Origin of the sequence: Agromyces bauzanensis (assembly GCF_014645655.1) — a bacterium.
GTDB classification, from domain to species: domain Bacteria; phylum Actinomycetota; class Actinomycetes; order Actinomycetales; family Microbacteriaceae; genus Agromyces; species Agromyces bauzanensis.
On sequence record NZ_BMMD01000002.1, the window covers coordinates 105,752 to 118,101 of the forward strand.

13 protein-coding genes are annotated in these 12,350 nt (G+C 73.2%); 6 read left to right on the plus strand and 7 right to left on the minus strand.

Going from position 1 to position 12,350, the window contains the following annotated elements:
• Positions 1 to 76: 76 nt before the first annotated feature.
• The 5 genes from IEX31_RS19220 to IEX31_RS02800 all read left to right on the plus strand — a co-directional run bounded on the left by IEX31_RS19220 (position 77) and on the right by IEX31_RS02800 (position 6,096).
• Positions 77 to 2,098: a TPM domain-containing protein gene (locus IEX31_RS19220; protein WP_188741917.1), complete on the plus strand. Its 2,022-nt coding sequence runs from the start codon at positions 77 to 79 to the stop codon at positions 2,096 to 2,098.
• Positions 2,099 to 2,156: 58 nt separating this feature from the next.
• Positions 2,157 to 2,894: a PspA/IM30 family protein gene (locus IEX31_RS02785; RefSeq protein ID WP_188741918.1), complete on the plus strand. Its 738-nt coding sequence runs from the start codon at positions 2,157 to 2,159 to the stop codon at positions 2,892 to 2,894.
• 443 nt (positions 2,895 to 3,337) lie between these two features.
• Positions 3,338 to 4,219, plus strand: a complete 882-nt coding sequence (locus tag IEX31_RS02790; protein WP_188741919.1) for an arginase family protein — start codon at positions 3,338 to 3,340, stop codon at positions 4,217 to 4,219.
• Between the two features lie 27 nt (positions 4,220 to 4,246).
• Positions 4,247 to 5,689 (plus strand): dihydrolipoyl dehydrogenase family protein, encoded by a 1,443-nt coding sequence (locus IEX31_RS02795; protein WP_188741920.1) that lies wholly within the window; start codon positions 4,247 to 4,249, stop codon positions 5,687 to 5,689.
• Between the two features lie 8 nt (positions 5,690 to 5,697).
• A complete protein-coding gene (locus tag IEX31_RS02800; protein ID WP_188742112.1) occupies positions 5,698 to 6,096 on the plus strand; it encodes a Fe-S oxidoreductase in 399 nt (132 codons plus the stop codon).
• A gap of 283 nt (positions 6,097 to 6,379) precedes the next feature.
• Here IEX31_RS02800 and IEX31_RS02805 read toward each other — a convergent pair whose 3' ends face one another.
• Positions 6,380 to 7,804: an amidase gene (locus IEX31_RS02805; protein WP_188741921.1), complete on the minus strand. Its 1,425-nt coding sequence runs from the start codon at positions 7,802 to 7,804 to the stop codon at positions 6,380 to 6,382.
• Between the two features lie 117 nt (positions 7,805 to 7,921).
• Here IEX31_RS02805 and IEX31_RS02810 point away from each other — a divergent pair, with 117 nt between their 5' ends.
• A complete protein-coding gene (locus tag IEX31_RS02810; protein WP_188741922.1) occupies positions 7,922 to 8,527 on the plus strand; it encodes a hypothetical protein in 606 nt (201 codons plus the stop codon).
• Positions 8,528 to 8,591: 64 nt separating this feature from the next.
• On the opposite strand, the gene IEX31_RS02815 is transcribed toward IEX31_RS02810, so the two are convergent.
• From IEX31_RS02815 to IEX31_RS02840, 6 genes are read right to left on the minus strand one after another with little or no spacing between them, the layout of a single operon-like run.
• A complete protein-coding gene (locus IEX31_RS02815; protein ID WP_188741923.1) occupies positions 8,592 to 9,170 on the minus strand; it encodes a GNAT family N-acetyltransferase in 579 nt (192 codons plus the stop codon).
• A 36-nt stretch (positions 9,171 to 9,206) separates the two neighbouring features.
• On the minus strand, positions 9,207 to 9,899 hold the full coding sequence (locus IEX31_RS02820) for a uracil-DNA glycosylase (protein ID WP_188741924.1): 693 nt from the start codon (positions 9,897 to 9,899) through the stop codon (positions 9,207 to 9,209).
• Position 9,900: 1 nt separating this feature from the next.
• Positions 9,901 to 10,062: a hypothetical protein gene (locus IEX31_RS02825; RefSeq protein ID WP_188741925.1), complete on the minus strand. Its 162-nt coding sequence runs from the start codon at positions 10,060 to 10,062 to the stop codon at positions 9,901 to 9,903.
• Entirely contained in the window at positions 10,059 to 10,583 is a 525-nt protein-coding gene (locus tag IEX31_RS02830; RefSeq protein WP_188741926.1) for a phosphoribosyltransferase, read from the minus strand. The genes IEX31_RS02825 and IEX31_RS02830 overlap by 4 nt, the downstream gene beginning before the upstream one ends.
• A 9-nt stretch (positions 10,584 to 10,592) precedes the next feature.
• Positions 10,593 to 11,492: a potassium channel family protein gene (locus tag IEX31_RS02835; RefSeq protein WP_188741927.1), complete on the minus strand. Its 900-nt coding sequence runs from the start codon at positions 11,490 to 11,492 to the stop codon at positions 10,593 to 10,595.
• Positions 11,489 to 12,277 (minus strand): SDR family NAD(P)-dependent oxidoreductase, encoded by a 789-nt coding sequence (locus IEX31_RS02840; protein WP_188741928.1) that lies wholly within the window; start codon positions 12,275 to 12,277, stop codon positions 11,489 to 11,491. Before IEX31_RS02840 ends, IEX31_RS02835 begins: the two co-directional genes overlap by 4 nt.
• Positions 12,278 to 12,350: the final 73 nt, after the last annotated feature.

The window sequence follows — 12,350 nt, forward strand, 5'->3', positions numbered from 1 at the left end:
CGGCCACGTGGACGCGGCATCCGCCCGCCGCATAGACTCGGAGGCGTTCGCTCGGCCGGGGGAAAGGCACTGGTGCATGGCATCCGTTCGTGGCAGCTCGGTGATTCTGGCGATCGCACTGGGGGCGGTGCTCGGCGTCGCGGCACCGACCGTCGCGTGGGCCGAGGACCCCGTCGAGTTCGGATCGTCGCCCGTCGTCGACACGGTCGGCGCACTCGGAGGCCGCACCGACGAGGTCATCGAGGCCATCGACCGGGCCGCCGACCAGAGCGGGAGGCAGCTGTTCGTCGCCTATGTCGACGAGTTCACGAACCCCGAGGCCGCCGACAGCTGGGCGAACGACACCGCGATCGCCAACAACATGGGCGCGGAGGACTACCTGCTCGCCGTGGCCGTCGACGGTCGCGCCTTCTACCTCTCGGCGGACGGCGAGGCCTCACTGTCGGACGAGGAGCTCGATCGCCTTCAGCTGGAGGTCATCGAGCCGCGCCTCCGCGACGAGGACTGGGCCGGCGCCGCCATCGCGGCCGCCGAGTTCCTGGGCGGCGGATCGGGCGGCGCCGGAGGGGGCGGCGGCTGGGGCTGGGTGTGGTTCGTCGTCATCGCGGCCGTCGTTGTCGCGATCGTCGCCATCGTGCTTGCCCGCCGGCGGAAGAAGCGACCCGAGGCCGAGCAGGGTCCGCCGCCGCCCTCGGTCGAGGAGCTCCGTCGCGAGGCCGGGAGCGCACTCGTCGCGGCCGATGACGCCGTGAAGACGAGCGAGGAGGAGCTCGCCTTCGCGGTCGCCTCCTACGGCGACGAGGCGACCGCCGACTTCCGCACGGCGCTCGACGGCGCGAAGGCGAAGCTCGCCGAGGCCTTCACCCTGCAGCAGCAGCTCGACGACGCCGAGCCCGACAGCGAGGAGGAGCGGCGCGCCTGGTACGGCGGCATCATCCGGCTCGCCGGCGAGGCCGACACGCTCCTCGACGAGCAGGCCGAGCGCTTCGACGAGCTCCGCTCCCTCGAACGCAACGCGCCGGCCGAGCTCGAGCGCGTGCGCGCCGAGGTCGAGGCGGCACAGGCCACCGTCGCGCCTGCGGCCGAGCGCCTCGCCGCCCTCACGTCGCAGTACGCGGCATCCGCCATCGCATCCGTCGCCGACAACCCGGCGCAGGCCGAGGCGCGCCTGACGTTCGCGCGCGGTGCCCTCGATGAGGCTGCCGCCGCGCTGGCCGCAGGGCGTGCCGGCGACTCCGCCGTCGAGATCCGCGCGGCCGAGGAGGCCGGCGACCAGGCTCGGCTCCTCGGCGACGCCATCGACCGGCTCGCCGCCGACCTCGCCGCCGCCGACCGGGCGGTCGCCGCCGGGGTCGCCGACCTCGAACGCGACGTGCAGACGGCACGCGGGTTCGGAGCCGCCGCCGTGGCCCAGCTCGCCGAGCGCGTGGCCGCCGAGGCCGCGCAGTTGCGTGCCGCGATCGCAGCGCCCGCGCGCGACCCGCTCGCGGCGCAGGCCCGCCTCGAGCAGGTGAACGCCGAGATCGACGCGGCCATCGCCGGCGCGCGCGACGCCGCCGAGCAGCGCGCCCGCGCCGAGGCCCAGCTCGGACGCTCGCTCACCGCAGCCCGCGCCCAGGTGCAGGCTGCTGAGGACTACCTCGTCGCGCGGCGCGGGGGCGTGGGCGCCGAGGCGCGCACGCGGCTGGCCGAGGCCGGACGCCTGCTCGTCGAGGCCGAGGGGGCCGCGCCGACCGACCCGGCCGGCGCGCTCGCGACCGCCCAACGCGCCGAATCGCTCGCCCGCACCGCGCTCTCGCTCGCCCAGCAGGACGTAGGCGGGTTCAATGCCGGCATGGGCGGCGGCTTCGGCACGCCCACGGTCGGCGGAAGCGGAGGCGGAGGCGGCGACCTGTTCGGCGCGGTGCTCGGCGGCATCCTCATCAACTCCGTGCTCGGCGGCGGAGGAGGCGGCTTCGGCGGAGGAGGCGGCTTCGGCGGAGGCGGCCGCCGGACCGGCGGCTTCGGCGGCGGTTTCGGCGGCGGTGGCCGGCGCTCCCCGGGCAGCTTCGGCGGCTCGGGCACGCGCTCCCGCCGCGGGGGCGGAGGGCGATTCTGAGCGCTGAGAAGGACCCACCACGACCTGACGATCACCGATCACCACGAAAGGAACCACCATGACGAAGCAGTCCATCTTCGGCCGCATCTCGCAACTCCTGAGGGCGAACATCAACGCCCTCATCGACCAGGCCGAGGATCCGCAGCTGATGCTCGACCAGATGGTGCGCGACTTCACCAACTCGATCGCCGACGCGGAGGCCGCGATCGCCGAGACGATCGGCAACCTGCGCCTCCTCGAGGACGACCACCGCGAAGACGTCGAGGCGGCACGCGAGTGGGGCGAGAAGGCCCTGGCCGCGAGCCGCAAGGGCGACGAGCTGCGCGCGGCCGGCGACACCGCCGACGCCGACAAGTTCGACAGCCTCGCGAAAGTCGCCCTGAGCCGCCAGATCTCATCCGAGAACGAGGCTCGGTCGGCCGAACCGCAGATCGCCGCGCAGACCGAGGTGGTCGAGAAGCTCAAGGCCGGGCTGAACGGCATGAAGGAGAAGCTCGTCCAGCTGCAGAACAAGCGGTCCGAGCTCATCGCGCGTTCCAAGACGGCCCAGGCTCAGAAGCAGGTGCACGATGCGATCAAGTCCGTCGACGTGCTCGACCCGACGAGCGAGATCGGGCGCTTCGAGGACAAGATCCGCCGTGAGGAGGCCGTCGTCCGCGGGCAGGCCGAGCTCGCGGCATCCAGTCTCGACGCGCAGTTCAACGAGCTCGACGACCTCGGTGAGCTGACCGAGGTCGACGCCCGCCTGGCCGCGCTCAAGGCCGGCGGCTCCTCGCAGAGCGCCATCTCGGGCTGACCCTCGGTCGGTGACGGATGCCGCGACCCACGTCATTGGTCGCGGCATCCGTCGTCTGATCGCGAGGTTCCTGACGGCTCGACCGGCGAGTCGGGCCGGCAGGAGCGTGCGCACGGCGCCGGAACGGCCGAGCCGTGCGTCCGTGGTCACCGATAGGCAGTCGAGCGCGTTCGCCGCAGCCACGTAGACGGCGTCGGCGATGCGCTCGACGCTGGCCGGGATTCGGAGCTCTCGCTCGATCATGCCCGTGACGAGTTGGCTGAGCGACACGCGCTCGGCCGGTGCCCGCCGGCGCAGGGCCTCGTGCAGTGGGTCGGGCAGGTCCTTCACGTGCAGATTCGCCATGGCATGAGAATCGCATGCCGCGTGCATGCGTGATCGGACACCTGCGCAAGTCCCCGGCGCGCTCGACCGCAGCGGCATCGGGCGCGATACTGAGAGCCATGCCCGCAACCTTCGTCGTCGTCCCCCTCTGGCAGGGTTCCGTGTCCGCTCGCGCGATGAGCCATGCCGACGGGGCGATTGCCATCCAGGGCGATCTCCCATCCGCTTCCACCCTCATCGTGGAGGTGCCGGTCGAGGCCGGGGACTCCCTCGGTACCGGCGTTCGCCGGTACAGCGCGCTGCGGCGCGTGCGCGAGCGCACCGAGGAGGCCCTCGCGGGCGTGCCCGACTGGGCGCTCACGATCGGCGGCGACTGCAGCGCATCGCTCGCCGCGGTCGCGCACGCATCACGGCGCACGGGCGGCGACCTGGCCGTACTGTGGCTCGATGCGCATCCTGACCTGAACACCCCGGAGTCGTCGCCGTCGGGCGGGTTCGGCGGCATGACGCTCCGTGCGATCGCGGGCGAGGGCGCCGAGGGGCTCGCGCTCGACGAGACGACGCGCGTGGACCCGGCTCGCCTCGTGCTCGGGGGCATCCGCGCCGTCGACGACGGGGAGCAGCGCTTCATCGACGAGCACGGCATCACGGTGCTCACGGTGGACGATCTCTCGGATCCGACGGTCGTCATCGGCGCACTCGAGCGGACCGGGGCCGCGAACGTGTTCGTGCACGTCGACCTCGACGTGCTCGACCCGTCGGCGCTCGCGGGCCTCTCGTACCCGATGCCGTTCGGGGTCGATGCCGCCGCCCTCGCGGCGCTGCTCCGCGCGGTGGCCGCGCACTTCCCGCTCGCCGGCGCCGCGATCGCGGGTTTCGCACCGGGCTCCGGCGACGCCGCGAGCAATGACCTTCCCACGATCCTCCGGCTCGTCGGCGCGCTCACTGCCGGCGAGCGGGCGGCGCGCGAGAACGCAGCGCGCCAGGCCGATGCGATCTGACGCAGGCACCCGACCGAGAGGAGACACATGGAACGCGAGGTGGACGTCATCGTCCTGGGCGGCGGCCCCGTCGGCGAGAACGTGGCCGACCGCACCCGCGCGGGGGGCCTTGAGACCGTGATCGTCGAGCGCGAGCTCGTCGGCGGCGAGTGCTCGTACTGGGCGTGCATCCCGTCGAAGACCCTGCTCCGCAGCGCGGCCGCATTGCGGGCGGCTCGGCGCGTGTCCGGCGCGGCCGAGGCGATCACGGGATCGCTCGACGTGGCGGCGGTGCTTCGCCGACGCGACTACTGGGTGTCGGACTGGACCGACACGGGCGCGGTCGGCTGGCTCGACAGCGTGGGCATCGAGCTCGAGCGCGGCTCCGGCCGCCTCGACGGGCCCCGACGCGTCGTGGTGGAACGATCCGACGGCACGGAGGTGACGCTCGTCGCCCGTCATGCGGTCGTGGTCTCCACGGGCTCCGATCCGGTCGTGCCGCCCATTCCCGGACTCGTCGAGGCCCGCCCATGGACGAGCCGCGACGCGACGAGCGCGAAGGATCCGCCCGCCCGCCTCGCGATCATCGGCGGCGGCGTCGTGGCGACCGAGATGGCGACCGCGTACGCGGGCTTCGGCACCGAGGTCACCCTGCTCGTGCGCAGCCGCCTGCTCGGCGGCTTCGAGCCCTTCGCCGGCGAGGCCGTCGCGGCCGGGCTGCGCGGGCTCGGGGCATCCGTGCGGCTCGGTGTCGAGCCGACGAAGGTCGAGCGCACCGAGCAGGGCGAGGTGGTCATCACGCTCGACGACGAATCGAGCGTGACGGCCGACGAGGTACTCGTCGCGACCGGACGCACGCCCCGCACCCGAAGGATCGGGCTCGACACCGTGGACCTCGAGCCCGGCGCCTGGCTCGACGTCGACGAGACCATGCTCGTGCACGGGGCCACGGGCGACGGCGACTGGCTGTACGCCACCGGCGACGTCAACCATCGGGCACTCCTCACCCATCAGGGCAAGTACCAGGGCCGCGCGGCGGGCGACGTGATCGCCGCCCGGGCGAAGGGCACTCGCGTCGACGCGTCGCCGTGGGGCGTGCACGCCGCGACGGCCGACCACGCCGCCGTGCCGCAGGTCGTGTTCGCCGAGCCAGAGTGCGTCGCGGTCGGACTCACCGAGGCCGCGGCCCGCCGAGCGGGCATCGAGGTGCGCATCGGCGACGTCGCCATGGAGTCGGCGAGCGGCGCCGGCATCCTCGCCGACGGCTACGAGGGACGTGCGCGTCTCGTGGTCGACGCCGGGCGAGGGGTCGTCGTCGGCGCGACCTTCGTCGGCCAGGACGTCGCCGAGCTGCTGCACGCCGCGACGACCGCGATCGTCGGCGAGGTCCCCGTCGACCGGCTCTGGCACGCGGTGCCCGCCTTCCCGACCATGAGCGAGGTCTGGCTGCGGCTGCTCGAGGACCTCGGGCGGCCCGAGGCCGCCGCGTGAGCGACCGGATGCTCCGGATCCGCCTCACCGACTCGCCCATCAGCCGCGCGGGGTACTGGTGGGCGACCCTCGTGGGCTTCACCTGGGGCTTCCTGTGGAGCACCGGGCCGATCGCGGTGCGCCAGGGGCTCATCGTGTTCACGGGCATGCCGAAGTGGACGTTCGGGCGGGGCGGCTCGTGCGTGGGCGGCTGCTACCTCACCGAGCGCAACGCCGGCGACGTCGTGCTCGGCCACGAGGCGGTGCACCGGGCGCAATGGCGCAAGTACGGGATGCTCTTCCCGTTGCTCTACTTCGCGTCGGGGTTCGATCCCCTGCGGAACCGCTTCGAGATCGAGGCGGGACTGGAGGCCGGCGGCTACGTCGGCCGCGGGCGGCCGGTGCGGAAGCCCGGCACGCCTCGCTGAGACGCCGAACGGCCCGAACGCGCGCGGCTGCGGCATCCCGGCCCTTCGATGCCCCTCGGCGCGCCAGTTCCGCGCCCGGTGCGCCAGTTGAACTGGCGCACCGGGCGCGGACGTGGCGCGGGAGCGTGGAGAGCCCCGGGTCAGCCGGTCGAGCTGCCCGGAGCTCAGCGAATACGGCGGTGCCATCGCTGACGTCGGTGCCGCCCGTGCGCCACTTCCGGCGGTTCTGCGCCATCCGTCGTGGCGCGTTGGCTGCGGAAGTGGCGCAGCCCGGACCCCGGAGTCACCAGTTCGGCGGATGCCGGTGCCCTCGTCGCACGCGACGCTCCAGCTGTGCCGCGAGCGCGAAGAGCGTCGCCTCGCCGCCCGGCCGGCCGATGAGCTGCACGCCCATCGGCACGCCGCCCGCAGTCTCGTCGACGGGCACCGTGATGGCCGGAAGCCCCGCGACGTTGACGAACGACGTGAACGGCGTCACCTGCACCTGCTGGGCGAAGTTCCGCTCGCCGTCCTCCTGGTCGTACCGGCCCACCGGCGGCGGCGTGAGCGCGAGGGCGGGCGTCAGCACCGCATCGAACGCCGCGAACCGGCGGATGACGCGCTCCTCGAAGCCCGCGAGCCACGCGAGTGCCTCGGCGAGCTGCCGGGCCGGCAACGACCGCCCCCGCAGCATGAGCCACCGCGTGAGCGGCTCGAGCAGCGCCTCCGCCTCGCCGTCGACGTCGATCGTCGCCGCGCCGGCCTGCCAGATGGTGCGGAACGCCGCGGGATACCCCGGCTCGGGCGCCGGCGCGATCGCCTCGACGCCGTGGCCGAGCGCGTCGAACGCCGAGATCGCCCGCTCCAGCGCGGCGTGCGCCTCGGGCGCGATGGTGATCTCGTAGGCGTCGTCCCACGGCGTGTCGGTCACGACGCCGAGCTGGAAACGCCCCTCGCCGCGGATCGCCGCTCCGAGGTACGGGCCGTCGTCGCCCGGCGCGCGCACGGCGAATCGGTGAGCGGCGGGGTATCCGGTCGGCGCGATGATCCCATCGAGGAGGAGCGCGGCGTCGGCGACGTTGCGCGCGATCGGTCCCACGACGCCGAGGCCGGCGAGGCTCGCGAGCCCGGGTCCGGCCGGCACGCGGCCCCGAGACGGCTTGAGGCCGACGAGGCCGCACGCCGCCGCCGGGATGCGGATCGACCCGCCGCCGTCGGATCCCGGCGCGAACGGCAGCATCCCGGATGCCACGGCCGCCGCCGCCCCCCCGCTGGAGCCGCCCGCACCGAGCGACGGGTCCCATGGGTTGCGGGTCGGCGGCCCGGCGAGGCCCTCCGTGTACGACGGCAGCCCGAACTCCGGCGTCGCGCTCTTGCCGAGGCTCACGGCTCCCGCGTCGTCGACCGCACGCACGAGCTCGTCGGACTCGTCGGGCACGAAATCGGCGAACGCACGAGAGCCCAACCGGGTGGGCACCCCTGCGCGCCGGTGCAGGTCCTTGTCGGCGAGCGGCATGCCCCACAGCGGGGCGGCGGTGGCCACGTGCTCCTCCACGAACCGCGCGCGGTTGATCGCTGCGTCGGGCGTCACCGTGGCGAACGCGCCGATCGCGCCGTCGAGCCGCTCGATGCGGTCGAGGTAGTGGCGGGCGACCTCGACCGGCGACACGTCGCGCCGCTGCAACAGCTGGTGGAGCTCGAGGGCCGTGTACTCGTGCAGCTCGGTCATCCTCCGAGCATACGGTCGAAGGCGCGTCCCGATCGCTATGGTGAGGGCATGCGTGCTCGTGGCAGCCGAGGACCGTCGACCCGGGCGTCGATCGGGGCGTCCGCCACGGCGTCGGTCGTGAGGCATCCGCTCGTCTGGGGCGCCGCCTGGGCGACGGTGTTCACGGCGCTCATCGTGGTCGCCGGCATCCTCGACTGGCCGACCCTCGCGTGGTCGATCCTCGTGCTCGTGCTCGTGGCGCCCAGCCTCGCCGCCACGATCATCGTGCTGAGCGTCACTCCGCGCGATCACCTGCACGATCGCACCACGGTGTTCGGGCACTTCTTCGTGCGCTACCTCACGCTCGTGCTCGCGTTCATGGCCTGGTCGGCGTCGGTCGTGCTGGGCGCCGTGATCTCCACGTCGATCCAACTCGCGGCCGAGGGCGACGACGAGGAGGTCGCGAGCATCGGGTTCGACCTGATGGCAGCGCTCACGCCTGCGGTCGTCGCCGTTCTCTGGGGCGCGCTCATCGTGCGCTGCGTGTGGTTCCTCGGCCGGCTGCGCGGCTGGCGGGAGGCGCCCGAGGCGAGCGAGGTGCCGGCGACCCTCTTCGCCGGCGCTCCCGCGCTCCGTCGGGTCGTCATCGGCCTCGCGCATCCGGGACTGCTCCTGGCCACGGGCCTCGCCTCGACGGTGACCGCGCTCATCGCGGCGGAGCTCGAGCTGTACGTGGTGCTCTGAGCCGGCTCGCGTGCGTCGGACACGCGCGCCCCGCCCCACCGGCCGGCTCGCGGCATCCGCTCAGCTACTTCAGCGACTTCTGCAGCAGCACGGTGCCGAGCCAGCGCTCGAACTTGAAGCCGACCCGGCCCATGCGGCCGATCTCCTCGAACCCGAACTTCTCGTGCAATGCGATCGACGCCTCGGCGCCCTGGTCGGCGATGACGGCGATCATCTCCTTGAGCCCTGCGGCCTTCACGCGGGCGATGAGCTCGGCGAGGAGCGCCCGCCCGAGCCCCTTGCCCGCCGCCGCGGGCCCGAGGTAGATCGAGTTCTCGACCGTGTACCGGTAGGCGCGCTTCTGCTTCCACGGCGACACGAGCGCATAGCCGAGGATCTGCCCCGACGGCGACTCGGCCACGAGGAAGGGCATGCCGAGCTTCTGGAGGTAGGAGAACTTCGCCCTCCACTCGCGAAGGGTCATCGCATCCTCATCGAACGTGACCGTTGAGTTCGCGACGTAGTAGTTGTAGATCTCGCGCACCGCAGGCATGTCGGGGAGCCGGGCGTCGCGGATCGAGAACTCGAACGGCGCCTCGGCCGGCTCGGGCTTGCGCAGGTGACGGGGCAGCACGCGCCGCTCCTGGTATTCCTCCTCGAGCATCCCTCCAGATTACTCCGGGCGTGTTGCATCCGGATGTCAGTCCGGCAGGCTCCAGTCCACCGGCTCGCCGCCCTGCGCCACCAGCATCGCGTTCGCCCGGCTGAACGGCCGCGACCCGAAGAACCCGCGACTGGCCGAGAGCGGGCTCGGGTGCGCCGACTCGATGACCGGCGTGTCACCCAGCAGCGGCCTGAGGCCCTGGGCGTCGCGCCCCCACAGGATCGCCACGAGCGGCGTGCCGCGCGCCACCAGCGTGCGGATTGCGTGGTCGGTCACGTGCTCCCAGCCGCGCCCCCGGTGCGATGCCGGCAGGCCCGGCTGCACCGTGAGCACCCGGTTCAGCAGCATGATGCCGTTCCGGCTCCAGTGCGTGAGGTCGCCGTGCGCGGGCGGCGCGATGCCGAGGTCGTCGGCGAGCTCGCGGTAGATGTTCGCGAGGCTGCGCGGCACCGGCCGCACGTGCGGGTCGACGGCGAAGGAGAGGCCGATCGGATGCCCCGGCGTCGGGTACGGGTCCTGGCCCACGATGAGCACCCGCACGCCGTCGAGCGGCGCGCCGAACGCCCGCAGCACCCGGTCGCCGCTCGGCAGGTAGCCGCGGCCTGCCGCCGTCTCGGCGCGGAGGAAGTCGCCGAGCGCGGCGATCCCCGCCCCGACGGGCGCGAGGGCGCGCGCCCAGCCCGGGTCGATGAGGCCGTCGGCGGCGAGCTCGTCGAGGGTCTTCGCCACGTCAGGCGCCGATCGTCGACACGAGCACACCCGACTCCGCGGGGAGCGCCCGCCAGACGCTGCCGTGCCCGGCCACGCGCAGGCCGCCGTCGCCGACGAACGCCGCAAATGCGGCGCCGTCGGGCTCCTCCTGCCAACCACCGCCCACCAGGTGCACGCTCACGCGGCACCCTCCGCGAGGTCGACGGGCGGCAGCGCCGACCACGGGAACACGATCCAGTCGTCGGTGCGCCGGTGGTCGTAGTCGGGCTCGAGCACCGTGTGCGACTTCGTGTAGAGCGTCGCGGTGCGCACCTCGGCGCCCTCGTCGCGGATGATGGCGACGACCTTAGCGAGCGTGCGGCCGGAGTCGGAGACGTCATCGACGAGGAGCACGCGCTTGCCGCCGAGCGCGGGGGCGTCGAGCATCGGCGGATGCAGCACCGGCTCGGGCAGGCGCTCGTCGATGCCCGAGTAGAACTCCACGTTGATCGAGCCGCACGCCTTGGTGCCGAGTGCGTACGAGACGGCGCCCGCGAGGAGCAGCCCGCCCCTGGCGATCGCGATCACGACATCGGGCCGGAAGCCCGACCGGAGCACGTCGCCGGCGAGAGCCCTCGCGGCGTCGCCGAACTCGTCCCAGGTGAGGATCTCGCGCCGGATCCCGTCGACGCCCCTGGCGGCGTCGTTCGCATCGAAGGTCATCCCGTCAGGCTACCCGGCGGGTCCGGCGGGATGCGCACCGTCGACATCCGCTGCCGCTGCCTCGGGGTCCGCCTCAACCTCCGCCCTCGCCTTCGCGTCCAGGTCGGCGTCCGCCTCGGCATCCGCCTCGAGGTCCGCCTCCGCCTGCAGGTCGGCCTCCGCCTGCGCCGCGGCCGCGGCGGGGTCGGGCTCCTCCCCCGCCGCGAGCGAGGGCGGCGCCGCGAGCGTGCCGCCGCCCTGGTGCCGGAGCCCAGCGACCCGCTCGTTGAGGAAGGAGATGATCGTCGCCGACGCCGTGCCGACGATCGCGACGCCGCCTGCCATCAGCAGGACCGCGTAGAACCGGCCGAGCGAGGTCACCGGGTAGGTGTCGCCATAGCCCACGGTCGCGATCGTGACGACCGCCCACCAGATGGCATCGCCGAAGGTAACGATGTTGGCCCCCGGCGCGTAGCGCTCGGCTTCCAGCGTGGCGAGCGCGAGGAAGAACACCCATGCGAACGCGTAGGCGAGTGCGAGCGTGATGAACTGCGCTCGGACTGCCGTCGGCGTGTGCCGTTTCAGGACCGGGAGATTCTGCAGGAGGCCGACGACGCGGAGTGCACGGAACACCGGCAGGATGGCCGAGAGCACCTCGAACGGATGATGCCAGGCGTAGTGCCAGCGTCGGCCGCGCGGCGTAAGCGAGATCCGGATGATGACATCGATGACGAAGATCACCCAGGTGGTGATGAGGATGACGGCCAGGACGGTCGTCACCCCCTGTGGCCGATCCGGCCACAGCACGTAGACCGTGTAGCCGAGGACGAACAGCACGCCGAGCAACGCGAGGGTGCGCCCGGTCACGTCGACGTAGCGACGACGGCGTCGCGTCGCCTCGTCGCCCTCGGGCCCGCCCCGCAGGCTCATCGCGTGGTCTCCGCCCGCACCACGAGTTCACCCTTCGCGAGGCGGTACGGCGCCGCCTGCGCCACGGGCTTCACGACGATGAGGTCGAGGTCGACGTGGGCGGGCTTCAGCACGGCGTCGGCGATGACCGCGGCGATGTCCTCCGCCACGAGCGGCTCGGGCACGTCGTCGTAGACGGCGTCGGCCCGGGCGCGGTCGCCGCCGAAGCGCACGAGCGCGAACTCGTCGGTCCTCACCATGCCCGGTGCGACCTCGATGACCCGCAGCGGCTCGCCGTTCAGCTCGAGGCGCAGCACTTCGGTGAGCGCGTGCGCCGCGAACTTCGCGGCGTTGTAGCCGCCGCCGCCGACGTAGGCGACATGCCCGGCGATCGAGGTGACGTTCACGATGTCGGCGACCCCGCGTTCGACCGCTCCGCGGCGCAGCAGTGGCAGCAGGGCGCTCGTGACCCGTTTGAGCGCGAGCACGTTGACCTCGAGCATCCACGCCCAATCGTCGATCGACGACGCCTCGACCGAGTCGAGTCCCTTCGCGCCGCCCGCGTTGTTCACGAGGGCGTGCACCGGCCCGCTCGCGGCGAGGTGGTCGCGCAACGCGTCGACGTCGCCCTGCTTCGTGAGATCGGCGACGAAGACGGATGCCCCGGTATCGGCCGCGAGCGCCCGCAACCGCTCCTCGCGGCGGGCGACACCGACCACCTCCCACCCGGCCGCGCGCAGCGCCCGCGCGGTCGCCTCGCCGATCCCGGAGCTCGCACCCGTCACGACGGCTCGCAGCATGCTCATGCGCTCATTCTGCCGTGCGGCGGGCGGATGCCACGAGTGCCGGGCCGGGGCATGCGCCAGGCTCGTGCGGTTG

Bases quoted from the DNA above. Each gene is read 5' to 3' on its own strand.
- IEX31_RS19220 (WP_188741917.1), top strand. From the start codon at position 77: ATGGCATCCGTTCGTGGCAGCTCGGTGATTCTGGCGATCGCACTGGGG.
- IEX31_RS02785 (WP_188741918.1), top strand. From the start codon at position 2,157: ATGACGAAGCAGTCCATCTTCGGCCGCATCTCGCAACTCCTGAGGGCG.
- IEX31_RS02790 (WP_188741919.1), top strand. From the start codon at position 3,338: ATGCCCGCAACCTTCGTCGTCGTCCCCCTCTGGCAGGGTTCCGTGTCC.
- IEX31_RS02795 (WP_188741920.1), top strand. From the start codon at position 4,247: ATGGAACGCGAGGTGGACGTCATCGTCCTGGGCGGCGGCCCCGTCGGC.
- IEX31_RS02800 (WP_188742112.1), top strand. From the start codon at position 5,698: ATGCTCCGGATCCGCCTCACCGACTCGCCCATCAGCCGCGCGGGGTAC.
- IEX31_RS02805 (WP_188741921.1), bottom strand. From the start codon at position 7,804: ATGACCGAGCTGCACGAGTACACGGCCCTCGAGCTCCACCAGCTGTTG.
- IEX31_RS02815 (WP_188741923.1), bottom strand. From the start codon at position 9,170: ATGCTCGAGGAGGAATACCAGGAGCGGCGCGTGCTGCCCCGTCACCTG.
- IEX31_RS02830 (WP_188741926.1), bottom strand. From the start codon at position 10,583: ATGACCTTCGATGCGAACGACGCCGCCAGGGGCGTCGACGGGATCCGG.
- IEX31_RS02835 (WP_188741927.1), bottom strand. From the start codon at position 11,492: ATGAGCCTGCGGGGCGGGCCCGAGGGCGACGAGGCGACGCGACGCCGT.
- IEX31_RS02840 (WP_188741928.1), bottom strand. From the start codon at position 12,277: ATGAGCATGCTGCGAGCCGTCGTGACGGGTGCGAGCTCCGGGATCGGC.